Below are 24,385 nucleotides of genomic sequence, written 5' to 3' on the forward strand. Positions count from 1 at the left end.
CGGAAAACAATGCGACTTATTCTTCTCTCTGCTCTGGCTGTATTCTCAACAGGATGCAGCTGGATTCTCGGCGACAACCAAGCGCTTTCGTATCTCGATGCTCAGGAAGCTGCTGAAACGCAGGTCCCTGAAGGGATGACCCTGAACACTTACGATCGCTTCCCTGTGCCTGATCTTGAAGGTAATCCGGGGCCGGGGGAAGAGTTTAAGATTCCTGTTCCTGCACCGCTGACGGTGGCTCGCGAAGATTCTGAGCCAACGTCGCTGAGTGATTTCAAACGCGAGTTGAACCCGCGTTTTGTGCGTGATGGCGCGGGCACTCTTACGTTGCAGATTGATGCGCGCTTCGCTCTTTCTTGGTCGCGCGTCGCTGATGCCTTGGCGGCCACCGATGTTAAGTTGACAGACCTTAACCGCAGCATTGGTACCTACTTCCTTGAGTTGCCGAATCCGGCAGCCGAGGAAGACGATCGTAGCTGGTGGGGGCGTCTGTGGGGTGAGAAAATTGAAGAGTTTCTGCCTTATCAGCTGAAGATGGTCGAAGCCGGCGATGGCGTTTATCTGACCCTGCAGGAAGATGCAGAAACGCTTGCGGAAGACAGCCTGACGCGGGACCTTCTGACACAGGTTAAGCTCCAGCTCGAAAAGTGAGATTCCGTTCTTTAGGCAGTGGCAGTCGTGGTAATGCCACTCTGGTTGAGTGCAATGCGCAAGCGCTGTTGATTGACAGTGGCTTTGCCAGACGCACTATGCTCCAGCGCCTGACTGAAGCGGGTGTTGAACACAGCGCTCTGAAAGCTGCCTTTGTTACTCATGAGCACAGCGATCATGCCAAAGGCATTCAGTCGCTGTGTGAGCACCTGAATATCCCTTTCTACGCCTCGTTTGGAACTGCACGCCGCATGGAGTGGACTGGCCATTCACTGTGGCGTTGTCTGGTCAGCGATGAACCGGTAGATGTTGCCAGTATGCAGGTGACGCCTGTCGTGGTTCCTCACGATGCACACGAGCCTCTGCAATTTGTTATTCAGAGTGCAGAAGGGCGGCGCCTTGGTATATTATCCGACCTCGGATCACTGACACCGCATGTTGTAAACAGCTATCGTGATTGCCATGCGCTTCAGGTAGAAGCCAATCACGACCCTGTGATGTTAGCGAATGGCCCATACCCACCGAGCTTGCGAGCACGCGTCGCCGGTGCCTATGGTCATCTCAGCAATGAACAGTGCGCTGACTTTATTCGCCGGGTAAAATGGCCCGGATTGAAGCATGTGTCTGCTGGGCACATCAGCGAAAAGAACAATGACCGGAATCTGGTAGCTCAGGTTCTGGCTGAAGCAATTGGTTGCTCCCCTCAGGACGTTCCCCTGCTGTCGCAGGATGAAATGTCAGACTGGGTTGCACTGAACGATTAAAACCGACCCTCATTCCCGGAGAAACCCATGGAAAAACGCGAACTTCTTTATTCAGGCAAAGCCAAGTCTGTTTTCACAACAGATGATCCGGACTACATGGTGCTTGAATTCCGTAATGACACTTCCGCGTTTGATGGTAAAAAAGTAGAACAGCTCGATCGCAAAGGCATGGTAAACAACAAGTTCAATGCCTTCATTATGACCAAGCTGGCTGAAGCTGGTGTTCCGACGCATTTCGAGAAACTCCTGTCAGACAACGAGTCGCTGGTGAAGCGTCTCGATATGATTCCACTGGAGTGCGTAGTCCGTAACGTCGCTGCGGGCAGTCTGGTACGTCGTCTGGGTGTGGAAGAGGGGATGGACCTGAATCCGCCAACGTTTGAACTGTTCCTGAAGAACGATGAACTCGGCGACCCTATGGTGAACGAGTATCACGCTCAGTCGTTCGGTTGGTCAGACGAAGCGACGATCAACAAAATGAAAGAGCTGACGTTCAAGGTAAATGGCGTTCTGAAAGAGCTGTTCCTGAACGGCAACATGCTGCTGGTTGACTACAAGCTTGAGTTTGGTGTCTTCAATGGCGAAGTGGTTCTGGGTGACGAATTCTCACCAGACGGTTGCCGACTCTGGGACAAAGACACGCGCGAAAAACTCGACAAAGACCGTTTCCGTCAGGGCCTTGGTGGTGTTGTTGAAGCTTACGAAGAAGTCGGTCGTCGCCTGGGCATGGAATTTTAATCCAGGCACCGATCTCCTTATGTATCCGACAAGGCAAACCTTGTCGGATATTGCCATAACTATTGGCTTTTCATGATTCTCTGTGCACACTAAGGACGCTGGCGATTAGCCGGTGCTCTGGAACACAATAAATTACGGGAATAATTCATGAAAAAGACAGCACTTGCGGCTTTTCTGGTCGCGATGACTCCGGTCGCCGCTCAGGCTGACCTGCTTTTCACAGTAGGTGCTAAGGCAAACTCCTGGACTGCTGAACCTAGTGGCCAAGTAGATGATGGCTTATCCGCTGACAGCGAAACCAACGGTCTTGGTCTCGACTCTGACTCTGGCACTAATCTTACTGTGTTCTTCGAGCACCCTGTACCGGTTGTTCCAAACCTGCGTATACGCCAAACGAATCTTGAGTTGGATGGCAGTGGTACCATCGTCACTGAAGAATTTAATGGCATTCAGTATACCGGCGAAGTAGACAGCTCAATGGACCTGAGCCATACAGATGCAACCCTGTACTGGGGCCTGCCTCTGCCAGTGCCGTATGTTGATATTAATCTGGGTCTGACCGCACGTATGTTTGGTGGTGACGTCATCGTTGACGGTGCCACCGTTTCTGGAAATCGTCGCGAAGAAGTCGAACTCGATTTCACCCTGCCAATGGGCTTTGTTGAAGCGCAGGTCGGCACACCTTTCGGTATCTACGCCGCAGCAGAAATCAACGCAATCGGCTATGACGGTAATTCACTGACCGATACTGTTCTGACGCTGGGCTATGATCTGCCTGTGCCAGTTGTTGATCTGGGCCTTGAAGTAGGTCACCGTGCATTGAGCATGAAGACCAACAAAGACACCACCGATATCGAAACTGATTTTGATGTTTCAGGTATCTTCTACGGTGCGTCATTTGCTGTAGGTTTCTGATCGCATTGTTAATGCCGATCTGAAAGAAGCCGGGCTGAGCCCGGCTTTTTTTGTGCGCCTGGCCCCTCGGCGATTAATCCGACGCACTTTCGATACGCTCTGTGCGTGTTTTCCGTTCCGGGTGTGTGCTCAGGTATTCCCGCCAGCTATTGGTTTCGCGCTCGCTGCCGGGCAGTGAGTTAAGTGCACTGGCCAGAAGGTCTGGTGACATGCCTGCTGCTTTCAGGTGCTCGACGGCGAAGTCATCTGCATCGGTTTCCATCGTCCGGCTGAAGGCATTTTCGCCGAGCGAAATTCCGGTACCCAGTACGACTTCTGATAAGCCTTCAAGGTCTCCAAGCAAGAGCCCATAAACAATGGCACCGGCACTGGCCTGAACCATCATTTGTGCGCCGTGCCGGCGGTCTACATGGCCTGCCTCATGAAATAGCACAGCTATCAGTTCGTCGCGACTGAGAATATTAACCAGCTCATCAAATACCACGATGGTGCCATCGGGCAGTGCGAAAGCATTGGGAGCGATGGCGCTGCGGAAAAGGATTCGATAGTCATTATCCAACCCCGCTTTTTCTGCGGCTTTATTCCAGTCTTTTATGATCGAAGCCTGCTCATACTGGGCGAGCGTCGAAGGCTCCAGAGAATAGTCGAGCGTCTTCATCGATGAGCGGCCAACCCGATTCAGCACCTCTTGCGGCACTAAGGGCGCTGTAGCCTTTGCGCCTGCAGGAATAACCTGGGTAAACATCAGCCAGAAGGACAGCGGAACCAGCAAGGCGGCCGCCAGAACCATCACCATATGGCTTTCGAGGTAAGCCAGAAAGCCACTGCGCGGTGTCCATCTCAGGTCCGGGTCTTCGGGAATAAAGTAGTCACCACTGTCAAAGTGCAGCTCAACTGGAATACCGGGGAGGATATCGCCTTGTCTGCATTCTTTCAGCGTTGTCGAGGTCAGCTCGTAATCGAAATCGGTCGCAAGGACGCGGAGTGAGCCGTCGTCCCTGAGGAGAAGAATGGCAGGACGCGTATCGCTGCGACCTGCCATACAGTATTTGCCAGTGATCCTTTGCATCAGACGATGGAAAGGTCAGTATCGAACATACCGGCAGCTTCTTCACCAAAGGCGCTTTCCTTGCCTTCAACCTGATTGGCCATATGATCAATGCGCGGCGTCAGGAATACCGTCGTCTTCGAGGCGATATAGCGCATCTTGATGACTTTAGCCGCCGGGAAGGCAAGGCCGAGAGTAAAAAGAATCAGGACGGCGTTAAGCAGAGTAATACCCAGATAACCAGCAACCGTAATGCGTGACTCGAAGCGAACAAGCTCATCTGCTTTGAGACTTTCAGCAATGTGGTTGCGGATCATGGCATTGAAGACAGACTGGACGAGAAAGCTGAAGAAATACATGACCAGAATGATAGGTAAAAACGACAATGGGTTCGGGGCTTCACTACCCTGCATGGTCGTAAGTGTTCCGGCCATGGATGATGCAATCAGGATGAAAGCAATAATAGAAACCAGGAAAACGACCAGCGCCGCTTTGTAATACTGACCTGTGCTGGTATTCAGTTGCAGTTTTTCACCGCCGTATTCGCAGTTACCAAACATGAATTGATGAATTTTTTTGATGACCCAAGGTAGAGCAAGATACAGGGTGACAGCAGCTACTAATGGCAAAACGATAAAGTGATACAGAGCGCCCATATAGTCGCCTTTAAAATCAAAGCGAACATTACGGTAAGCGGTATTGCGGTAGGTAAATTTAAGGCCCTGAACTATGAGCCACGGGCTCAATGGGATCAGAGCAAGATACATAATGCCTGCAGCTATGGGTTCGACCATGGAAACGCCCACAAAAATAAGAAATACGCCCAACGCTAACAAGCGACCCAGCAAAATCTGCTTAGGCGTTGCCAGGTATTGCAGGCGATTATCCTCGATGCTGGTGTGGCCGTAGAGGTATTGGTTATTCCGTACTTTCGCCCATGCCCCATAAATACCCAGCGTGGCCAGGGTAAGAAGCATATTTACTAACCAGAGCTTAGTGTAACCCCATGGTGTGGCAGTAAATTCAATAGCAGCGCTACGCTCGTTGGCGAAGCTTTCAGGCGTCGTCATAATTACGTCCTTGTAGTGATCTGCAGGCTGTTCATTCAGCCATGGTGCAGGTTTGGTTTATTTGTCCTCGCGGACGAATTCGGCCAGAACCCGGTCAGAAGCCCGGCTACCAACCAGAATACTCATTACATCTGTGCGAATCGCACTGATCGGATGTTTACGATATTCATGTTCCAGGCGGCAGCGCTGAAGCGGACAGAAACGGAATCCAATCTGCATCGTCAGTGCACGCTCACTGGTGTGCTCGTAAGCTTTTTCTGGGCTGATGTACCAACTCAGGTCTTCAAACAGGCCCGGCTCCCAGCGCCAACTGCTTTGCATGGTGGCGAGCACATCGTAGTCTTTGAAATTCAGCGTCGCAGCAACCCAGCGCTGGCCATCTTCACGCTCAACCATCTGACCCAGACGGTTTTCAATTTGCTGATTTTTGAGGGTGAATTCCAGAACCGATTTGGCTTTCTGGCCTGGCTGGTAGGCGGCATTTTTATCCGGGAATAACGGGCTATAGACCGTGCTGTTTGGCAGGTTGCGCATACCAACAATAACAAAGCTCTGTTTACGATCGCCGTAGTTATATTTGGCGGCCTGAAGTTCGAGTTCGATGTAGTAGGTTTTTCCGGCACGGAGGTCAGAAGTAATGTCGCCGCTGAATAATGTATCGATGTCGGATTCAGAGAGGTACTCAGCGCCGGACCAGGCATCGCGGGCGTCGTTCAGACGCTCTTGAACCCGTGCGTCTCGCTCAGCGGCGAGTCTTTCGGCTTCAAGACGCGCTTCTTCCAGTCTCTGGGCTTCCAGCAGTTGCTGACGGCGTAGTTCTTCTTTGGATGGCCCACAGGCAGAAATGACAATAGCGCAAAGCACCAATACAGCGAGACGGAGCATGTTAATTCCTTACTTATTATACTGACCCGAACTGAGTATTGCTGAGCCCAGCTGGGTAAAAAGCGGTTACAGTATACCGTCGACGAATGAAAAAGGGGACTCGTTGAACTCATTCAGTGCCCTGTGGACAAAGAATAGTGACTATGACACTCTTCGGGCTGTTTTCAATGATTGGGGACGTCTGAATTGCGAGCTCTGCTGATATTAGTGATTACGTTTATAACCGGATGCAATCTGGTAGAACGCCCTTTTGCGGACACGCCCGACAGAGAGCTGAGAGAACGTAATTACCGGTGTCAGATGACGGGTTCGCTATCGGCAGCGGAAATCCAGGTATGCAAAAATATTCGAAGGGAATGTGATGCGCGTGCCGAGAGAGGGAATTTCGTGTGCTGACCCAAGCTTGGGTACTGAGATCTTAAACTGCCATCAGGAAATACTATGAAATTGAATAAACTGGTTCCAGCGATTGCGTTGGGGACACTGTTATTGGCTGGTTGCGGCCAGGAGGAAAAAGTGAAACTTGAGACCACCGCTCAGAAAGCGAGCTACGGTGCAGGCCTGAACATCGGTCGTCAGATCGAACGTGAAGGTGCAGACATTGATCTTGATGCATTGGTTGCGGGTATCCGTGATTCTGTTTCTAAAGCTGAACAGCAGGTCAGCGACGAAGATATTCAGGCGGCATTCATGTCACTGCGTGAAGATGCTGAGCGCAAGCAGAAAGCTCTGGATGATGAAGCAGCTCAGGCGAGCGAAGAATTCCTGGCGAAGAACGCAGAACGTGAAGAAGTAAAAGTTACTGATTCAGGCCTGCAATATGAAGTTCTGACTTCTGTAGAAGAAGGTGAGTCACCGGCAGCAACCGATACTGTTCGTGTTCACTACCACGGTACGCTGATCGACGGAGAAGTTTTTGACAGCTCTGTTCAGCGCGGTCAGCCTGCCGAATTCCCGGTAAACGGTGTGATCCGTGGTTGGGTCGAAGCACTCCAGATGATGAAGCCAGGTGAGAAGTGGAAGCTGTTCATCCCGGCAGACCTGGCTTACGGTGCTCGTAGCCCAAGCCCTAAAATTCCAGCGAACTCAGCGCTGGTGTTTGAGGTAGAACTGCTCGAGATTGTTAAGTAATAAATACAGCCTCGCAGAAAAGGCCCTCTTCGGAGGGCTTTTTTGTGCCTGCTCATCGAGTGTGCGTATAGAAAACAGAAAGCCCGAATGCGTCAGGTTATTGAGCGACGGCTTCTTCTAGCTCTTCAGATACTTCGTCTTGTTGACCGCCGCGGAGTCCGCAGCCAGACATGTGGGAGAGTGTTCTCTCAAGACTTTCAAGTTGTTGGTCGGTCAATCGAATCGTATTTCCACAGACGCGACATATGGATTTGCGATCTATCCGTAATTTCTCAGCAGGCTGTGATGTGTAATTTTTACACTCAGGACAAGGCAGCGGGTACTGAACAACAGAAGCAACAGAAGACATAAGCAATAATTAAACAAAAACCAGTGTTGAAGCTGATTTATACAGCATTAAAGGTATTGTTTGAAGGGCATTGCGGGCGAAGTGTGAGAATGGTCGGGGTAGAGAGATTCGAACTCCCGACATCCTGGTCCCAAACCAGGCGCGCTACCAGACTGCGCTATACCCCGAATGCTGTGTTGGCTCCCCGAGCTGGACTTGAACCAGCGACCAATAGATTAACAGTCTACTGCTCTACCGACTGAGCTATCGGGGAACATCTCAACAGCGGGACGAATATTACGGATTTACCCGGATGTCGTCAACACCTTTGTTTCAAAAAATCATAGAAAACAAAAAGATAGAGGAAACATCAGGGCTGCGCGGCAGCCCTGATGCGTATCCTCAGACGAGGGCTTATTTGCCCTGTTTGAAGATATTCTCGTAGACATAGTTGGTCGCTTCAACGAAACCGTCGATGCTACCGCAGTCGAAGCGGGTACCGCGGAACTTATACGCCAGTACACAGCCTTCCTGAGCCTGCTTCAGCAGGGCATCAGTGATCTGAACCTCACCGTTTTTGCCCGGAGGTGTATCTTCGATCTTGTCGAAGATGTCCGGTGTCAGAATGTAGCGGCCAATAATCGCCAGATTGCTTGGTGCATCTTCTTTGGCTGGCTTCTCAACCATATCGGTTACGCGGAAGAGGCCGTCTTTCATCTCTTCGCCAGCAATCACGCCGTACTTATGCACTTCGTCTTCAGGCACTTCCTGTACTGCAACAATAGAGCAGCGGAACTGAGAGAAGACTTTAACCATCTGAGCCAGTACGCCTTCACCGTCGTCACCAGCAACACATAGGTCATCGGCCAGAACAACGGCAAATGGCTCGTCACCCATCAGGTATTTGCCGGACAGAATCGCGTGGCCCAGACCTTTCATATGGTTCTGGCGTTTGAAGGCAAATTCGTTTTCATCGATGAGGGTGCGGATAGAGGTCAGCAGGCTTTCCTTACCAGAACCTTCGATTTCTTTTTCGAGCTCGTAAGAGATATCGAAATGGTCAGCAATGGCACGTTTACCACGGCCTGTGATGAAACCTATGCGATCAATACCAGCCTCAGTTGCTTCTTCTACGCCATACTGTACTAGCGGCTTGTTAACGATCGGGAGCATCTCTTTAGGCATTGCTTTGGTTGCTGGGAGGAACCGGGTTCCGTATCCGGCGACCGGGAATAGGCATTTGCGAATCATTGACGTCTTTCCTTGTTCAGACATGTAGTTTGTAACCTCTGATTAGGGGGCAGATTATGGCAGATTTGTTACCGTTTTGCGTCACCCTGCAGTATCGCCCTGATTTTTTTCGAGCACAGAAACGCTCGCCCTGAATCACAATGGTGCAAGTATGATGCCGACGGTATGGAACGTGCTTGTTATCAGAGTAGAGCCGGCCTTTGCCCATGAAGCATTCTATGCGAGCGCTCAGGAGAAGCAGGCTGGCTTCAAGTATTGATTGGAAGGTAAGTGGAAGCCGTGAGAGGATGAAGCTACGCCCCAAAATGAAACACCGGAGGTAATGAATGCACATTGATGCACCGTTTGAACTGGTTCTGTTCGGTGGGTTGGGAGATCTGGCCTTACGCAAGCTGATGCCCGCTTTGTTTTTACTGGACAGAGATGGTCGTCTTCCGGACGGGGCTATCTATGCCGTGACCCGCCGTGAGATGGATAGAAACGAGTTCATAGGCAAAATCGAGAGCTCAGTAAAATCGCATGTGCCCTCTAATTACCTCGAAAAGGAACCGTTGGAGCGGTTTCTGGACAAAGTGCATTGCCTTACTCACGACGTAAATGATCATGAGGGCTATAAAAACCTGAGTAAGACGCTGTCGTCGGAAGACATCAACCGGCTTTACTACATGGCCACGGGGTCTGACCTGTACACGCCAGTATGTAAGGGACTGCATGACGCCGGCCTGATACAGAGTCACAGCAAGATCGTTCTGGAGAAACCGATCGGTCACGACCTTGATACTGCTCAGGCGATTAACGACACCGTTGCTGAGTACTTTAAAGAAAAGCAGATCTACCGTATCGACCACTACCTCGGAAAAGAAACGGTCCAGAACCTGATGGTGCTGAGGTTTGCGAATTCGCTGTTTGAGTCGCAGTGGAACCAGAATTACATCGACCATATCCAGATTACGATTTCTGAGCAACTTGGTGTTGAGCAGCGCGCGGGCTTCTACGAGCATGTCGGGGCAATGCGGGATATGTTTCAGAATCACTTGCTGCAACTGTTATGTATCACCGCAATGGAGCCGCCGGCCAAGCTTGAACCAGACGCCGTCCGCGACGAGAAAGTAAAAGTACTGAAGGCGCTCAAGCCGATTACAGGCACCGCGATTAATGAGAATGTGGTGAGAGGTCAGTATGATTCTGGTGTCGCCGAGGGGAAACCCGTTCCACGCTACCGTGATGAACCCGGTGTGCATCACAAGTCTCTGACTGAAACCTTTATTTCAGCGAAGGTAGAGATCGACAACTGGCGCTGGGCCGGGGTGCCTTTTTATCTTCGTACCGGTAAGCGCCTGGCTGAGCGTGCCTGCGAAATCGTTGTACAGTTTAAAGAAATTCCGCACTCGATTTTTCCACTCCAGCATAAAAATACCATGGCCAATAAGCTGATATTCAGACTGCAGCCGGATGAGGGGGTGCGCCTGATGTTGTGTGAAAAGCGTGTTGGCCCAGGTATGAATGTTCGCCCTATGAATCTCAGCCTGAATCCATCGAATCAGCGGCAGACGCGCGTCCCGGAGGCTTATGAACGACTCCTTTTTGATGCGCTTAGCGGAAACGCTACCTTGTTTTTACGGGATGATGAATTGCTGGAAGCCTGGCGCTGGGTGGACCCGATTATTAAACACTGGGAAGAGCAGGAGCAACGTCCAGAACCTTATACCGCAGGTAGCTGGGGCCCAGCGGCCGCTACTCTGTTACTCGCACGCGATGGTCGCTTGTGGGATGAGAACAGTTGAGTTCGTCGATAATAATAATGGAGATACGATAAATGACAGACAACAGATTTAAATCAGCAGATGCACTGGCTCGCCAGCTGGCTGACGACCTCGCAGGAAAAATGCGTGAAGCGATTGAGGCGCGTGGCCGCGTGTGCATCGCAGTAAGCGGTGGGTCAACGCCGGTACGTTTTCTTGAAGAACTTTCAAAGCGAAAGCTGGACTGGAGTAAAGTACGTATCACTCTCGTTGATGAGCGCTGGGTACCTTTGGATGACGCTGCAAGTAACGCTGCGCTGGTGCGTCGCCACCTGCTGCAGAACGAAGCAGAACAAGCGTATTTTCTGCCATTAAAAAATGCTGCAACTAATCCTGTCGACGGTTTTATGGAGTGTGAAAACAGCCTTCACGAATTAATGGTCAGGCTCGATTTTGCCGTTCTCGGTATGGGCAATGATGGCCATACTGCGTCCTGGTTTCCAGGTTCTGCAGCGCTACCTAAGTGCCTTGATGAAGGAAATGCAGCCTGGTGTTGCCCAGTCACTGATGAACCCGTGGACCTGCCGCGCATGACGCTGACCTGGGGGCTTCTGTCTAATTGCCGTCATCTGTACCTTCATTTTGAGGGGGATGAAAAAAATCGTGTTTATGCCCAGGCTCAGAAAGAGGATGAGCGGCAGAACATCAGCGCGATGCCGATCCGTACCGTGCTGTACCAGTCTCAGGTTCCATTAAGTATTTTCCGGAGCGAGTAATGACGCATCGCATTATTGAAGACGTTACAGAAAAAATTCGTCAGCGAAGTCTCGATACGAGAGCCAGGTATCTGTCTCAGATGGAAGACGCTGCGCAGCAGGGGCCGGTGAGAACAGCTTTAAGCTGTACGAATCTGGCGCATGATTATGCTTCTGCCAGTGACGATGAAAAAATGATTCTGACGAGCAGCAGTCGCGGCGCTAACGTTGCCATCATTAATGCGTACAACGATGTGCTTTCGGCACACGCACCTTATCGCCACTATCCCGAAAAATTGAAAACTTATCTGGCAGAAAAGCATCACGTCGCGCAGGTTGCAGGCGGAGTTCCGGCAATGTGCGATGGTGTCACTCAAGGTCAGACCGGGATGGAAATGTCTTTGTTCAGCCGTGATGTGATCGCCATGAGCACTGCGGTTGCACTGTCACATCAAGTATTTGATGGCAGTCTGATGCTGGGCATCTGTGACAAAATTGTTCCGGGGCTGTTGATGGCGGCACTGCGTTTTGGCCATTTACCCGCGGTATTTGTTCCGTCTGGCCCGATGCACAGTGGTATCAGCAATTCGGATAAAGCCAAGACCCGCCAGGCATACGCCCGGGGGGATGTTGGCGAGGCCGAGCTACTCAAAAGCGAAATGGGGTCCTACCACAGCGAAGGCACCTGTACCTTTTACGGTACCGCGAATTCCAACCAGATGCTGATGGAGATCATGGGGTTGCAGTTACCCGGATCGTCTTTTGTCAGCCCGAACGGCCCATTAAGAGATGCCCTGACCCGGGCCGCAGCGCATCAGTTGGCTGAAATCACCGCCTTGGAACCCGGCTATATGCCGATCGCCAGAATCGTTGATGAGAAAGTCATGGTGAATGCCATGGTGGGTCTGCTGGCGACCGGTGGTTCTACGAATCACAGCATCCATCTCGTCGCCATTGCCCGAATGGCCGGCATTGTTATCGACTGGCAGGACATGGCGGAGCTATCCGATGTTGTGCCATTGCTGACCCGTATGTACCCCAATGGCAGCGCCGACGTGAATGCGTTTGAGGTGGCGGGTGGTATGCCGTTCCTGATCAGAGAGCTGCTCGATGCGGGGCTTTTACATGAAGACGTGAATACTATCCTGGGTGAAGGATTACGCCAGTGGTGCAGAAAGCCTGTGCTTGATGCTTCCGGTGAACTTGCCTGGACGGACATGGCTGCTGAGTCCGCAGACCTGTCTGTGTTGGCACCTGCGCACGCGCCGTTTCTGCGCGAGGGGGGTATGAAGCTAGTAAGTGGAAACCTTGGGCGCGCCGTCATGAAGGTTTCTGCAGTGCCTGATGACCGTTGGGTCATTGAGGCCCCAGCGCGTGTCTTTCTGGATCAGCAAGAGGTACTGGCGGCGTATCAGGCTGGCGAGCTGAATCAGGACGTTGTTGTTGTGGTGAAGGGGCAGGGACCAAGGGCGAACGGGATGCCAGAGCTGCATCAACTGACCCCAGCATTGACCAACCTGCAGGAAGCAGGATATCGGGTCGCACTGGTGACTGATGGCCGCCTTTCCGGGGCATCAGGAAAAGTGCCGGCAGCGATACACCTCAGCCCTGAGGCTTTGGTTGATGGCCCACTTCACTATATTGAAGACGGTGACATTATCCGCCTGGACGGTCATGCCGGATCACTTGAGGTGACAACGGCGGGGTTTGAGGAACGTCTTGCAGAAACGCGTGATTCGCTCGATGTCAGTGCTTCGTCGCACGGTGTCGGGCGCGAACTATTTGCTGGATTCAGAGCTTTGGCAGGGCCAGCGGATGAAGGTGCAATCAGTCTTGGAGGCGTGTGATTATGGAGGGTGATAAGTATGTGGGATGAGTGGCTTACAAAATCAAAGCCTGTAATGCCGGTGATTGTCATTGATGATATTGATACCGCTGTACCTATGGCTCAGGCGCTTGTTGCCGGCGGTGTGACATTGCTTGAAGTAACCTTGCGGACGCCAGCCGCTCTTGCTGCTATCAGTGAAATCAGCCGTAATGTGCCAGAGGCGATTATCGGTGTCGGCACCGTAACGTCGCCAGATCAGTTGCATTCTGCACTGAATCGGGGCGCACAATTTGCTGTAAGTCCGGGCTTTACGCCAAATCTGTTGGCCGCTGCATCGGAGTGGGGTGGGCCTTTTCTACCGGGTGTTGCTACTCCGAGTGAAGTTATGCAGGCACGCGAAGCCGGCTTCACAAAAATGAAATTCTTTCCTGCTGTTCCGAGTGGCGGTCGCTCTATGCTGAAAGCCATAGGAGCCCCCATGCCTGAGGTCAGCTTCTGTCCTACAGGTGGAATCAGCGCTGAGACTTACCACGATTTCCTTGCACTGGATAACGTATTTGCCGTGGGAGGTAGCTGGTTAACCCCTCCTGATCTGATGTCGGCACGGAACTGGCAAGCAATAAAAGACCTGGCTTCAGATATATAAGGGAAACGCATGACTCAGGCGGCACTGGATCAATTTACCCAACGTGTTACAGAGATTTATGGTGACGCGCAGAACAACCAACAGATCGCGCGGGAAATTCTGACCATCTGTCAGTGTTTTGCAGATAAAACATCCCGCAGCGTGCTCGAAGTACCCACCGCGACCGGGCATAAACGTTGGTCAGAGGAAGACATCATTCTCATTACCTATGGTAATAGCGTTCAGACCGCCGATGAAATGCCGTTGAAAACGCTCTCCGATTTTCTTAGAGAGCGACTCGCGGATGTTATAAATTCGGTCCATATTCTACCGTTTTTTCCGTATAGCTCTGACGATGGTTTTTCTGTTATTGACTATCGCCAGGTACACCCGGATTGGGGCACATGGGAGGACGTTGCCTCGATCGCTGATAATTTTGATCTGATGATTGATCTGGTGATTAATCATTGCTCGCGCGAAAACCTGTGGTTTATTGATTACATCGGTAACCGGGAACCCTACACAGATTACTTTATTGAAGTTGACCCGGCCACGGATGTCTCACTGGTAACACGGCCTCGCAACACACCACTGTTGACGCCTGTGCACACGCACCGGGGTGTTCGCCATGTCTGGGCAACATTCTCTGAAGATCAGATTGACCTTAATTTTGCGAACCCCGAGGTCCTTTTCGAGTTTGTGAAAATCTACCTGTTTTATATCGAGCAGGGCGCGCGCTTTATCCGCCTCGATGCCGTGGCATTTTTATGGAAGCAGTTAGGCACGACCTGTCTGCACCTCAGTCAAACGCACGCTGCGGTAAAATTACTGCGTGATATTGTGAATTTCGTTGCGCCGGAAGTCGTCGTTATTACAGAAACCAATGTGCCGGTAAAAGAAAACCTGAGCTACTTCGGTAATTCAGACGAAGCTCATATGGTCTACCAGTTTGGGTTACCGCCACTGGTGCTGCACGCATTAAACCGCGGCAATGCCTCCTTTCTGAGTGACTGGGCTGATGCGATTCCACCCCTCCCTGAGGGCTGTAGTTACCTGAATTTTACCGCGTCTCACGACGGTATCGGTGTCCGTCCTGTCGAGGGCTTGCTACCTGAGCGGGAAGTTCAGGATCTGATTGATTCTATGCACCGCTTTGGCGGTTTCGTCAGTATGAAAGCCAACAGTGACGGCTCTGAAAGCCCGTATGAAATTAATATCACCTTGTTCGATGCCTGTATGGGAACCCGTCGTGGCCCGGATCATCATCAAGTACAGCGGTTCCTGTGTTCTCAGGCAATAATGCTGGCCATGCAGGGGATTCCTGCGGTCTATATTCACAGTCTGACGGCGTCTCCGAATGATCTGGAGCATGTTGAACAGACGGGGCGTACACGCTCGATTAATCGCCGCATCTGGGAAGAGCATGAGCTGGAATACCTGCTCTCGAATCCAGTGACGCCTCAGGCCGAAGTCTTTACCGAGCTTACCCGTATGCTGAGAATTCGTCGGGCCCAGCCAGCCTTCAGCCCGGATGCCCGCCAGGACGTGGTCAAAATTAATACCGACCTCTTTATTCTGAAGCGCACCAGCGAAGATAACAGTCAGCGTATATTCGCAATTTCCAACGTGACCGAGCGTATTCTGAAACTACCTCTGGCTACGCTGGGCTTTCTTGAAAATGGCTTGTCTGATTTGCTTGCGCATGAGAAACGTATTGTTGAAGACGAGCTGGTACTGTATCCGTACCAGACGGTGTGGTTATCAAACACCTGAGTTTCAGAGCTTGATAATGACCTGATAAAAAAGCCCCGCAGTGCGCAGTGCGGGGCTTTTTTCTGAAGCTACCTGAGTTATCAGATATCCCCAAATTCGCTGTTGTCAGCTTCTACCGCTTCATAAAGACGGTCGAGAATATCAGGTACTGCAGAAATCACCCGGTTCCAGCTAGGAATAAATGGTGTCTCCATTGGGTTCGCCAAAAAGTGCTCACCGGCATTCATGATATTTTCAGCAAACAACTCGACGGCTTTTTCTTCTGAGTGACGATCCAGTTCGAGGCCGTTCATACGTGCATCATTGTGGTAGGTTTCGATAAAATCGAGTGCCACGCGGAAGTAGGTTGCTTTGATCGTACGGAAGGTTTCGGTTGTGAAAACTTCGCCCTGGGTTGCCAGCTTACGGAAGATAGCTTTACAGATGTCTGTGCTCATCTTCGACAGGCCTGCGCTTGCATCTGCTTCTGACAGAGGCTGGTGTTTATGGTCGTAAACATCTGCAATATCGACCTGGCAGATACGATTGGTTGCATAGTTACGCTTCATTTCTGACAGAACACCAATCTCGAGACCCCAGTCGCTCGGTATGCGAATATCGTTAAGCGCATCTGCGCGCATAGAAAATTCACCGGAAAGTGGGTAACGGAAGCTGTCCAGGTATTCAAGAAAATCGAGTGAACCATAGACTTTCTTGAGAGCGCGAAGCAGGGGCGTTACCAGCAACCGGCTGACTCGACCATTCATTTTTTGCTCAGCAATGCGTGTGTAGTAACCCTTACCAAAGACGTAATTAAAACCAGGGTGAGCAACCGGATAAATCAGGCGTGCCAGCAGGCTACGGTCGTAGGTAACAATATCGCAGTCGTGAAGCGCAACAGACTCGGCGCGGCCACTGGCGAGAACGTAGCCGTAGCAGTACCAGACATTACGACCTTTACCCATTTCCGTGGGTGACAGGCCTTTTTCCGCCAACATTTCATCCAGCTTGCGCAGACGTGGACCGTCGTTCCAGAGGATGCGGTGGTGCTGTGGTAACTTGGAGAAGAATTTCTGAGCAAATTCATATTGAGATTGATCTGCGCGGTCGAGGCCAATCACGATCTCATTCAGGTAAGGCACCTGGGCGACTTCATCGATAATGTTGGATAGCGCAGGGCCCTCAAGTTCCGAGAACAGGGATGGCAGAACCAGCGACATAGGCCGCAGGCGTGAGAAGCTCATCAGTTCGCGTTCAAGGTCTTCCACCGGACGGTCGGTCAGGTTATGTAGCGTGGTTACAATGCCGTTCTGATAAAAATCAGCCACCGCAATTCTCCTTAAGCAGTTTTTCTAACAATGGTAGTAAGGTGTTATTCCAGCCCTTAGGGCCCTTAAATTCAGCGGTCTGAGCTTCAGGGTTATTCAGCTCAAGAGTATCGGATTCGCCCGGTATCACAACCGGGTAGTCCGAGGCTTCGAGCATGGCACGGTCATTCTCCCCATCGCCGAGTGAAATCACCAAAGGAGCTTCGTTGAGCCCCCAGTGTTGACGATAGAAGTCTTTAAAAAAAGTAACGGCAGACGCTTTATCAGCATCGCCCATCACATGATAGAAACGGCCGCCTTTGAGTAGCCTCAGGCCGTGTGCCAGCAATGCTTCGCGGAATACAGTAATTTCGGATTTTTCACCGCGCCAGAGCAGAGGTTCGGTGGCTGCTCGCTGGCGTGCGTGGTGCGCGTCATCGATCGACAACCCTGTAATGGCTGCGACTTCGGTGTCCGTCATATCGTTGAAACCCCGGAAATTAAATCCGTCTTTACGCAACTGATTGAGCACTTTCAGTATATCTGTGTAACCTGCGCCGGGGAGTTCACAATGCCATTCGTCATCGCTGTCTACGTGGTAAATAGCGCCACCGTTCTCGCACACATAGGGAGATGTATTAGCCAGCTGACGCCGTAACTGAATCACTTCTGGCTGCGTTTTACTGGTATTGAATATCAGCGGAATATTATGCTGCTGCAGAAAACTCAGAGCATCACGTGCGGCTGATGTGCTGTAGTCGTGATGGTCGAGGAGAGTTCCGTCGAGATCGGTGAGGACAATCACAGGTAACGTTGGAATAGCGCTCATTACGATGGTTTTCCCGGTTGGACGTCAGCAACCTTGTGCGCGTCGTTAATCACAAGTACCAGATTGGCAACATCCGGGAGCTGGGTCAACGCTTGTTGGGTCAGTCGTTCATAATGTTGAATGAAGCGTCTTATTCCCGCCTCGTCGAGGCTGCGGTCGGTTTCTCCTTTCGCCATTTTTTTATTGCCTACTTCCTGCTCAGTGCGCCACCGTTGGACAGCACTCATGTCAGGGACTTTGAGCATCAGCAGGTAATCAATCATGCTGAACCAGGTTTTATAATCGCCCGCGAGTTGCTGGTTTACCCAGCCACGCCAGGTGCCATCCGGATCTTCATTTGCTTCAAGATCATTAATGGGAGCAGTGAGCAGTGCGTCATCAACCGACTGGCAGCCCACACACCAGCCTTCGAACAGAATGGCATCAACAGGGCCTTTGACTGTGTGCCATTCTGACTCGGGCAGGCGGTCATCACTGGCTTTGTCGAATGCCGGTATCTGGCATTGTGCTCCTGCATCCAGTGCACGTAAGGTTTCAAACAAGCTTATGCCGCGTTCGACTTCATGAGTGCCCGGAACGCCACGCGTCTGCAGAAGTGGGTGAATCGTCTTGCTAAGGTTCGTACGGTCGGCATGGCTGAGATAAAGATCGTCAATGGAAACAACCACCACATTCCAGTTGAAGGCCTGTTCATAGATATCTTTCAGGGCGAGAGACAGTGTGCTTTTACCTGATCCCTGGCCGCCATGAACTCCGATAACAGGTGGGACGCCAGAGGCTTTGATCGTCTTTGCAAGATACGCCGCCAGAGGGGCCCAGATGTCTTCCCACTGACTGTGCCAGCCGGAAGGAATTCGTGCATCACGCGGCGGGTACTGCTGTATTGTTCGCAGCGTTTCCCCATCGGGTTGCAGTGAAGCGGGCCATCCGGGCATAGCGAGACTCCGAGGTTATTTTTTTCATTGTTTGAATTGTTTGCACGCACTATGCCACTTACGAGGGCGCTGAGATACACTGATGCAATCAGGCACCGCGCGCGGCTTCCGGAGCAAAGCGGGATTGCGGTGCAAGGTTTCTGTGCATTGTTTTGGTGCATTCGGTAGGTTTGATTTTAGGGTGCACAGTTTTGGGGCGTTGTTATGAGTAGAGTGGCATATCAGGGGACAGCAGGGGCTTATTCTCACCTTGCCTGCACTAAGGTCTTTCCGGATTGGGAGTACCTTGCCTGCGACGATTTTATCGGTGCTCTTGATCTCGTAAGTAATGGATTTGCCGAGCGGGCGATGATTCCGTTAGAAAACTCCACGGCGGGCCGTGTAGAAGAAATATACCGCCTTATTCCGAGAACTCAGCTGTTCGTGATCGCGGAGCATTTCGAACCAGTAAACCATTGTTTGCTGGCACTCCCAGGGTCATCACTTGAACAACTCAAGCGCGTTCGCTCACATCCGCAGGCATTGGCTCAGTGTCATCAGCGAATGATTAATCTGGGGCTGAAGCAAGAGGCAGCAGTGGATACTGCCATGTCTGCGAAAGGTCTGGCTGAACAAGGCGATCTCAGTGTTGGCGCTATTGCGTCTTCTCTCGCAGCGGAACTTTATGGGTTGCACATCCTGCATGAAAATTTTCAGGACGTTATGGGGAATACCACACGCTTTCTTGTGTTTTCCAGGGAAGCCGAGCACCAGCACTACGATGCAGAAAAGAGATATATGACAAGCTTACTCTTTTCTGTGCGGAATATTCCTGCTGCTTTGTACAAGGCACTGGGCGGCTTTGCGACCAATGGCGTGAATATGGTGAAGTTGGAGAGTTATATGGATGGTGGCACGATGGAGGCCAGCCATTTCCACCTGGATATCTACGGGCACCCGGATCAGCTGCCGGTAGCGAATGCTCTTGAGGAGTTACGCTATTTTGCCCGGGATGTTCGCGTACTGGGCAGTTACCCTATGCATACGTATCGCAAATCGGCAGCGTTTGTATAAGCTCATTCCGTTTCAGGTAGCCAGATACTGAACAGGTTACTGAGCGTACTCTTACGAATCGGTTTAGTGACCAGATCATCCATGCCCGCCTGGCGGGCCATCTGTTCGAACTCACCGCCAAGGTGTGCCGTCAGGGCAATAATTGGGGTGCGGCGGTTAATATTGTTTGCATCGCTGTCCTGCAGACGACGGATTTCGCGGCAGGCGTCATAACCGTCCATGACCGGCATTTCGCAATCCATCAGAATAAGATCCGCTTGCTCAGGACGTTTACCGTAAGCCGCAAGAATCTGGGCTCCGTTAGAGAATACCTCACATTCCATATTCAGATGGCGGAGCATTCCCGAGATTACTTTCTGATTGACGATATTATCTTCTGCCACCCAGATCGTGCCTCTGCGATACCCGGTGACAGCCTCTGTTGACTCCGTCTGGACCTGAATCAGGTTAGATATCTGATGCAGAAGAACATGAGAACGAAGAGGACGCTCGCTCTGGCGTTCAACACCAATACGTGGCCAGTAGTCGTCAACAACACAAATGAGGTTTTCAGGGATGGTTTTATCGGCTGGCAGTGCATCGACGATCATGCAATCCAGAGGTGTGTGGAAACGACTGGTGACTTCCTCCAGACCAAGGCGGGCAGTGATCATTTTGACGAAGCGTCGCTCGACAGGGTTCGATAATTCGATAAAACATGTGCGGCCAGACAGATCTGATATTGCTTGAGGTGACCCAGGAGCAACATCGGGCAGTCTGACAGTGAATGCAGAGCCAGCACCCGGGGAGCTGCTCACTGAGATCTCTCCCCCGAGTAAATGAGTCAGTTTCTGGCTGATGGTCAGCCCAAGACCTGTACCGCCATAATATTTGCTCGTGGTTGGTGTCGCTTGTGTGAAGCTGTGAAACAGGCGGCGCCGTTGCTCCTCTGAAATACCAATGCCGGTATCAATGACATGGATCTGAAGTTCGGGCTCCCGCCACTCCAGTCGGATTTCAACGTGTCCCTGCTCGGTAAATTTAACGGCATTATTGATCAGGTTATTGAGCACTTGCCTGAGTCGCATCTCATCCGTACTGATTGTTGTGTACAGCGGTGTGCCTAAATCAGCGGTTAAGGTCAGTCGTTTATCCAGTGCCTTCTGGCTGTGTAGCATCAGACACTCATTGATTAAGGGGGCCAGCTCAACCTGTCTACGCTCAATGATCATTTTTCCGGATTCAATTTTAGAGAGATCCAACACATCATTGAGAAGCGAAAGAAGATTCTCACCTGAGCTGGCGATGGTACTGATATAGCGTTTTTGTTGGTTGTCGAGACGTGTGTGCTGCAGTAATTCAACCATGCCAAGCACGCCATTCAGCGGTGTCCGGATTTCGTGGCTCATCATGGCCAGAAACGCAGACTTGGCATTCGCTTCCGCATCTTTTTCTGCCAGAGAAGCCTCTGATTGACGCAGTTTTTCTTCACTTTGAAGTGAGCGTTTTCGTGCAGCAATAATGTCTTTGCGTGCACGAATCTGTTCAAGCCGCTGCTCATACAGGCGCAGAACAATCGCCAGGCTATGAATAGCAATCAGGCTTACGCCACCGATGTGTGCGGCATATGCAATGATGTCATTGGTAGGAATAATGCTCTGACGGGCCAGGCTGTGAACAACAATAGCGATTGCGAGCGAATATACTCCCAGGGTATAGACGGCTCTGGATGCCGACGACAGTGGTTGCGACAGGCTCGCAGAAATAATCAGGAATACAGGCGTCAAAAGGGTGACAACCCTCATAATGATTGCCGTGGTGTGGACATCAGTAAACAGGGCAGAAACAGCCCCAGCGCCCGTGAGTAACACAGCGATTTTGTACACCAGTGTCAGCGCGCGTCGGTTAGGGCCAGCAACTTTCAGAAAACTCATGCTGAACAATATGATTAACAGCATGGCAAAGCAGGACGTCAGGAAACTCGACTGCTCCTCGAAACCTGCCCAGTCTGGCCACAAGTATCGGTAACCCAGCCCCGTATGTGCCCAGAAGAACAGTAGATACGTCGACACGAAGCCACAGAACAGGATCATGTAGCGTTCACGGATAACCAGATAAACCGCCAGGTTGTAAAGCAGCAGTGCGAACAGAAACCCGGTATAGAGCCCGAAATAGAGTTGTTTCTGCTGCTGGGCGTCGCGTAAGCCTGCATCTTTGAAGAGACGTAACGGGAAATTCAGCAGTACATTGTTTTCAACCCGGAGGTACAGTACATATTCGCCCGGCTGATCAAAGGGCAATTCAAAACTGAAAGACAGTTTTGCTCGCTGGGGTGCGTCTGAGTGAACCGGGTTGCCGTCTTCGGAGGAGGCGATAAGGGTTTTACCGCGGAACAGCCGCATATCAATACGTTCTATTCTCGGGTAATCCACGTCGGCGAACCAGCGCTCTCCGGTCTTGCTCACTTTGAGCGGCAGGCGATACCAGTGAGGTGGGCTTGAAACACCGGGGTTGGGCACCATCGCTCTGACCTGAGTCCAAGGCAATGAGTGTGAATGTATATCGTCCGGGCTAATCTGCTCTGATTCAGACCACTCCTGAAGAGAAGTACCCAGTAGACGTCCTTCCAGATCGTCCGTCAGCGAAAGGGCGTGGGCGGCACATGGAGTCAGAATGAAAAGAAGCAGAAGTATCCTTACCGCCACAATGTGTCTCTCGTAAATGGTCTGAGTTTAAAGTTTAGTTTCGCTGCTGTCATTGTCACTCAGTGCTTTGGCCTCAACGGCTGCTGTTTCTGCGTCGGAAATTTGCAGGTGAATCTCCGGTCCAGCGAGAGAATGCTCGTGTGAAGGCACTTGTCTCCGAGAATCCTGACGCAACAGCGATATCTGCAATGCTTAACTCTGAGCCAGCTAGTAAACGCTTGGCTTCCATCAGTCGTACGTTGTCTTTAATGGTCTGATACGTTGTTCCTTCCTGACGGAGACGGCGCCTCAGGGTTGCGCCAGACACAGATAGAGCGTCGGCCATGCCGGTAAGGTCGGGCATCTGATCGCTGGCCAGGCTCATCAGTGCGTGTCGAACTTTCGCACTGGTGCTCTCGTGTGGATTAGGCCGGGCAAGAATATCTGCTGGTGAGTGTCCGAGGAATTCCTCCAGGCTTGTCGCTGATTGCACAACTGGAGCATGAATCGCCTGCAGGGGAATGGTCAGAGACAAACTATCGCAATTGAAGGTGACCGGCGTTGCGAACAAATCATCGTATAAACTAACGTGACCTGGCGGTGCATAAGGACATTCTACTTTCAATAAAGGAATGCCGCGGCCGATCAGCCAGCTACAGAAGCGGTGCCAGATGACCAGTAAAGACTCACTGAGAAAGTGATCGGGGTCGTAATCTGATTCATGGGTTATAAGGAGCCTGGCCCTGTGTTCACCTTTTTCCACGGTAATCTGTGGGGAGTGAGGTTGCAGCCTGTAAAACGAACTTGCTCTGCGAATCGCGTGTTCGAGTGTGGCACAGGTGATGATTGACCGACCCATCATAGCGAAGGTGCGGAATACAACGGGTTCTGGATTCAGCCCCATCGCCTCATCGTTGGTTTTCCGCCAGATAGTGAGCATCAGTCGGGCGTATGATTCAGGAGCCAGTGATCCATCCGGGTTGAAAGATCCTGCTTCAATACCGGCTTCACTCAGAATTATGTCGCGGGCGAAGCCGTGACGTTCTACACCTTTCAAAGGTGCATCGATGAATGCGGGTGGTATCGAAAAAGAGGCCATAACAGCAAGCAGGATCAGGAAGTCTGCTGCGTATGATAGCAGGTCACCGTTTAAACAGGGATGTGCGGTTGCGGCCGCTTTCCTTTGCGTGGTAAAGCGCTTTGTCTGCGTTACTTAACCATTCACTGGCGCTGGGCGTATCGGCAAGGCGTTCTGCAACCCCGATGCTGGCGCTGATCGTATGCTGCGAGTTTTTTCCCAGGCTAAAAACTGAGCGACGTAATTTTTCGGCGATCTGCATGGCTTCCTCGGCCTCTTTTTCAGCAAGAATGACCGAGAATATTTCGCCACCGAATCGAGCTGCGTGCTGTTCATCGCCCAGAGTTTTTAAGCCTGCGCCGATCCGCCGTAGAATCTCATCACACTGTTGGTGACTGAGAGCATGGTTCAGGTCGCGGAAATGATCCATGTCGAGTAAGAGGAGGCAGCCCTGTTTCTGACTGGCGTAATAACTTTCCAGAACAGTCAACCAGGCAGATTTGTTCATCAGACCCGTTAGTGAATCGCGGACCTGAATTTCGCTAAGGGTCTGGTTTGCCCGGGAAATATCGAGCTTACCAACGGCCGTATCTGTAACGTCGTAAATAATTACGCATAGATGATCAGCTTGGCGGGTAACGGACTCCAGTGGGATGATACTGGTGTTCTGATACATAAACTTGCTGCGGCCAGTAATCGGGCGCGAATTCCTGAAGTGGAAAAGATACGGGCGCTGCTCCCAGATGGTGAAGGTCCGGGTTTTGAGTTGGAATACTGGTTCTGCTTTCTGTTTAAACCAGGCTTCATCAAGGTCTGGAAAAAGCGAAAACAGGTTCTTGCCTTTCGCCAGCTGCGGGCTGACGCCACTGTGCCCCTCCATAAAGGCATTCCAGAGCTGAACCTCGTAATTGCGATCAAGCACGACAAGGCCGACGTCGATATTCTGAAGAATATCCATCAACCAGTGGATGTCTTTAATCGTGTCTGCCTCGCTCTTGTCGCTCATCTGTCTGGTGTCTCTCTCGGTCGGGTGCCGG

Annotated in this window: 21 protein-coding genes and 2 tRNA genes; 11 read left to right on the plus strand and 12 right to left on the minus strand. The window is 51.4% G+C overall.

Annotated features, from left to right (window positions below; all coding sequences use genetic code 11):
* Window positions 1-9: 9 nt before the first annotated feature.
* The 4 genes from bamC (at window position 10) to B3007_RS11640 (ending at window position 3,068) form a co-directional block, all read left to right on the plus strand.
* Window positions 10-651, plus strand: a complete 642-nt coding sequence (gene bamC, locus B3007_RS11625; protein WP_301377418.1) for an outer membrane protein assembly factor BamC — start codon at window positions 10-12, stop codon at window positions 649-651.
* Window positions 648-1,415, plus strand: a complete 768-nt coding sequence (locus B3007_RS11630) for an MBL fold metallo-hydrolase (protein WP_068435576.1) — start codon at window positions 648-650, stop codon at window positions 1,413-1,415. The genes bamC and B3007_RS11630 overlap by 4 nt, the downstream gene beginning before the upstream one ends.
* 27 nt (window positions 1,416-1,442) lie before the next feature.
* Window positions 1,443-2,153 (plus strand): phosphoribosylaminoimidazolesuccinocarboxamide synthase, encoded by a 711-nt coding sequence (gene purC, locus B3007_RS11635; RefSeq protein ID WP_301377414.1) that lies wholly within the window; start codon window positions 1,443-1,445, stop codon window positions 2,151-2,153.
* A 147-nt stretch (window positions 2,154-2,300) separates the two neighbouring features.
* Window positions 2,301-3,068: a TIGR04219 family outer membrane beta-barrel protein gene (locus B3007_RS11640; protein WP_076516137.1), complete on the plus strand. Its 768-nt coding sequence runs from the start codon at window positions 2,301-2,303 to the stop codon at window positions 3,066-3,068.
* A 73-nt stretch (window positions 3,069-3,141) separates the two neighbouring features.
* On the opposite strand, the gene B3007_RS11645 is transcribed toward B3007_RS11640, so the two are convergent.
* From B3007_RS11645 to B3007_RS11655, 3 genes are read right to left on the minus strand one after another with little or no spacing between them, the layout of a single operon-like run.
* Window positions 3,142-4,110 (minus strand): M48 family metallopeptidase, encoded by a 969-nt coding sequence (locus B3007_RS11645; protein ID WP_301377412.1) that lies wholly within the window; start codon window positions 4,108-4,110, stop codon window positions 3,142-3,144.
* A 26-nt stretch (window positions 4,111-4,136) separates the two neighbouring features.
* The gene (locus B3007_RS11650) at window positions 4,137-5,186 is read right to left on the minus strand and encodes a YjgN family protein (RefSeq protein ID WP_273091538.1); all 1,050 of its coding nucleotides are present in this window, start codon (window positions 5,184-5,186) and stop codon (window positions 4,137-4,139) included.
* Window positions 5,187-5,243: 57 nt separating this feature from the next.
* Window positions 5,244-6,071, minus strand: coding sequence for a hypothetical protein (locus B3007_RS11655; protein WP_301377409.1), 828 nt, complete (start codon window positions 6,069-6,071; stop codon window positions 5,244-5,246).
* 441 nt (window positions 6,072-6,512) lie between these two features.
* Here B3007_RS11655 and B3007_RS11660 point away from each other — a divergent pair, with 441 nt between their 5' ends.
* Complete coding sequence (locus tag B3007_RS11660) at window positions 6,513-7,202, plus strand: FKBP-type peptidyl-prolyl cis-trans isomerase (RefSeq protein WP_068440860.1); 690 nt, start codon at window positions 6,513-6,515, stop codon at window positions 7,200-7,202.
* A gap of 439 nt (window positions 7,203-7,641) precedes the next feature.
* On the opposite strand, the gene B3007_RS11665 is transcribed toward B3007_RS11660, so the two are convergent.
* The 3 genes from B3007_RS11665 to galU form a co-directional block, all read right to left on the minus strand.
* Window positions 7,642-7,718, minus strand: a tRNA-Pro gene (locus tag B3007_RS11665).
* Window positions 7,719-7,728: 10 nt separating this feature from the next.
* Window positions 7,729-7,804, minus strand: a tRNA-Asn gene (locus tag B3007_RS11670).
* A gap of 140 nt (window positions 7,805-7,944) precedes the next feature.
* Window positions 7,945-8,781: a UTP--glucose-1-phosphate uridylyltransferase GalU gene (galU, locus tag B3007_RS11675; RefSeq protein ID WP_068440867.1), complete on the minus strand. Its 837-nt coding sequence runs from the start codon at window positions 8,779-8,781 to the stop codon at window positions 7,945-7,947.
* Window positions 8,782-9,107: 326 nt separating this feature from the next.
* Here galU and zwf point away from each other — a divergent pair, with 326 nt between their 5' ends.
* The 5 genes from zwf to B3007_RS11700 are packed head-to-tail and all read left to right on the plus strand — an operon-like array spanning window position 9,108 to window position 15,504.
* On the plus strand, window positions 9,108-10,565 hold the full coding sequence (gene zwf / locus B3007_RS11680; RefSeq protein WP_301377406.1) for a glucose-6-phosphate dehydrogenase: 1,458 nt from the start codon (window positions 9,108-9,110) through the stop codon (window positions 10,563-10,565).
* A 32-nt stretch (window positions 10,566-10,597) separates the two neighbouring features.
* Window positions 10,598-11,299 carry a 6-phosphogluconolactonase gene (gene pgl / locus B3007_RS11685; RefSeq protein WP_068440872.1) on the plus strand — a complete coding sequence of 234 codons (702 nt, stop codon included), beginning with the start codon at window positions 10,598-10,600 and terminating at the stop codon, window positions 11,297-11,299.
* Entirely contained in the window at window positions 11,299-13,125 is a 1,827-nt protein-coding gene (gene edd / locus B3007_RS11690) for a phosphogluconate dehydratase (RefSeq protein WP_301377404.1), read from the plus strand. The genes pgl and edd overlap by 1 nt, the downstream gene beginning before the upstream one ends.
* 18 nt (window positions 13,126-13,143) lie before the next feature.
* Window positions 13,144-13,752, plus strand: a complete 609-nt coding sequence (gene eda / locus B3007_RS11695; protein WP_301377402.1) for a bifunctional 4-hydroxy-2-oxoglutarate aldolase/2-dehydro-3-deoxy-phosphogluconate aldolase — start codon at window positions 13,144-13,146, stop codon at window positions 13,750-13,752.
* Window positions 13,753-13,761: 9 nt separating this feature from the next.
* On the plus strand, window positions 13,762-15,504 hold the full coding sequence (locus B3007_RS11700) for a sugar phosphorylase (RefSeq protein ID WP_301377400.1): 1,743 nt from the start codon (window positions 13,762-13,764) through the stop codon (window positions 15,502-15,504).
* An 80-nt stretch (window positions 15,505-15,584) separates the two neighbouring features.
* Here B3007_RS11700 and B3007_RS11705 read toward each other — a convergent pair whose 3' ends face one another.
* Genes B3007_RS11705 through B3007_RS11715 form a run of 3 tightly spaced genes read right to left on the minus strand, consistent with a single transcriptional unit; the run spans window position 15,585 to window position 18,554 of the window.
* Complete coding sequence (locus B3007_RS11705) at window positions 15,585-16,811, minus strand: glycosyl transferase (protein WP_076516155.1); 1,227 nt, start codon at window positions 16,809-16,811, stop codon at window positions 15,585-15,587.
* Complete coding sequence (locus tag B3007_RS11710) at window positions 16,804-17,619, minus strand: HAD-IIB family hydrolase (RefSeq protein WP_301377398.1); 816 nt, start codon at window positions 17,617-17,619, stop codon at window positions 16,804-16,806. Before B3007_RS11710 ends, B3007_RS11705 begins: the two co-directional genes overlap by 8 nt.
* Window positions 17,619-18,554 carry a hypothetical protein gene (locus B3007_RS11715; RefSeq protein ID WP_301377396.1) on the minus strand — a complete coding sequence of 312 codons (936 nt, stop codon included), beginning with the start codon at window positions 18,552-18,554 and terminating at the stop codon, window positions 17,619-17,621. The genes B3007_RS11710 and B3007_RS11715 overlap by 1 nt, the downstream gene beginning before the upstream one ends.
* 204 nt (window positions 18,555-18,758) lie before the next feature.
* Here B3007_RS11715 and B3007_RS11720 point away from each other — a divergent pair, with 204 nt between their 5' ends.
* Window positions 18,759-19,607, plus strand: coding sequence for a prephenate dehydratase (locus tag B3007_RS11720; RefSeq protein ID WP_068440891.1), 849 nt, complete (start codon window positions 18,759-18,761; stop codon window positions 19,605-19,607).
* A 2-nt stretch (window positions 19,608-19,609) separates the two neighbouring features.
* On the opposite strand, the gene B3007_RS11725 is transcribed toward B3007_RS11720, so the two are convergent.
* The 3 genes from B3007_RS11725 to B3007_RS11735 form a co-directional block, all read right to left on the minus strand.
* Window positions 19,610-22,291: a hybrid sensor histidine kinase/response regulator gene (locus tag B3007_RS11725; protein ID WP_301377393.1), complete on the minus strand. Its 2,682-nt coding sequence runs from the start codon at window positions 22,289-22,291 to the stop codon at window positions 19,610-19,612.
* Between the two features lie 73 nt (window positions 22,292-22,364).
* Window positions 22,365-23,369 carry an AraC family transcriptional regulator gene (locus tag B3007_RS11730; protein WP_301377392.1) on the minus strand — a complete coding sequence of 335 codons (1,005 nt, stop codon included), beginning with the start codon at window positions 23,367-23,369 and terminating at the stop codon, window positions 22,365-22,367.
* A 43-nt stretch (window positions 23,370-23,412) separates the two neighbouring features.
* Window positions 23,413-24,354 (minus strand): GGDEF domain-containing protein, encoded by a 942-nt coding sequence (locus tag B3007_RS11735; protein ID WP_068440901.1) that lies wholly within the window; start codon window positions 24,352-24,354, stop codon window positions 23,413-23,415.
* Window positions 24,355-24,385: the final 31 nt, after the last annotated feature.

Source organism: Thalassolituus sp. UBA675, assembly GCF_002297765.1.
Lineage (GTDB): Bacteria > Pseudomonadota > Gammaproteobacteria > Pseudomonadales > Oceanobacteraceae > Thalassolituus.

Bases quoted from the DNA above. Each gene is read 5' to 3' on its own strand.
- bamC (WP_301377418.1), top strand. From the start codon at position 10: ATGCGACTTATTCTTCTCTCTGCTCTGGCTGTATTCTCAACAGGATGC.
- purC (WP_301377414.1), top strand. From the start codon at position 1,443: ATGGAAAAACGCGAACTTCTTTATTCAGGCAAAGCCAAGTCTGTTTTC.
- B3007_RS11640 (WP_076516137.1), top strand. From the start codon at position 2,301: ATGAAAAAGACAGCACTTGCGGCTTTTCTGGTCGCGATGACTCCGGTC.
- B3007_RS11645 (WP_301377412.1), bottom strand. From the start codon at position 4,110: ATGGCAGGTCGCAGCGATACGCGTCCTGCCATTCTTCTCCTCAGGGAC.
- B3007_RS11650 (WP_273091538.1), bottom strand. From the start codon at position 5,186: ATGACGACGCCTGAAAGCTTCGCCAACGAGCGTAGCGCTGCTATTGAA.
- B3007_RS11655 (WP_301377409.1), bottom strand. From the start codon at position 6,071: ATGCTCCGTCTCGCTGTATTGGTGCTTTGCGCTATTGTCATTTCTGCC.
- B3007_RS11660 (WP_068440860.1), top strand. From the start codon at position 6,513: ATGAAATTGAATAAACTGGTTCCAGCGATTGCGTTGGGGACACTGTTA.
- galU (WP_068440867.1), bottom strand. From the start codon at position 8,781: ATGATTCGCAAATGCCTATTCCCGGTCGCCGGATACGGAACCCGGTTC.
- zwf (WP_301377406.1), top strand. From the start codon at position 9,108: ATGCACATTGATGCACCGTTTGAACTGGTTCTGTTCGGTGGGTTGGGA.
- pgl (WP_068440872.1), top strand. From the start codon at position 10,598: ATGACAGACAACAGATTTAAATCAGCAGATGCACTGGCTCGCCAGCTG.
- edd (WP_301377404.1), top strand. From the start codon at position 11,299: ATGACGCATCGCATTATTGAAGACGTTACAGAAAAAATTCGTCAGCGA.
- eda (WP_301377402.1), top strand. From the start codon at position 13,144: ATGTGGGATGAGTGGCTTACAAAATCAAAGCCTGTAATGCCGGTGATT.
- B3007_RS11700 (WP_301377400.1), top strand. From the start codon at position 13,762: ATGACTCAGGCGGCACTGGATCAATTTACCCAACGTGTTACAGAGATT.
- B3007_RS11710 (WP_301377398.1), bottom strand. From the start codon at position 17,619: ATGAGCGCTATTCCAACGTTACCTGTGATTGTCCTCACCGATCTCGAC.
- B3007_RS11715 (WP_301377396.1), bottom strand. From the start codon at position 18,554: ATGCCCGGATGGCCCGCTTCACTGCAACCCGATGGGGAAACGCTGCGA.
- B3007_RS11720 (WP_068440891.1), top strand. From the start codon at position 18,759: ATGAGTAGAGTGGCATATCAGGGGACAGCAGGGGCTTATTCTCACCTT.
- B3007_RS11730 (WP_301377392.1), bottom strand. From the start codon at position 23,369: ATGGCCTCTTTTTCGATACCACCCGCATTCATCGATGCACCTTTGAAA.
- B3007_RS11735 (WP_068440901.1), bottom strand. From the start codon at position 24,354: ATGAGCGACAAGAGCGAGGCAGACACGATTAAAGACATCCACTGGTTG.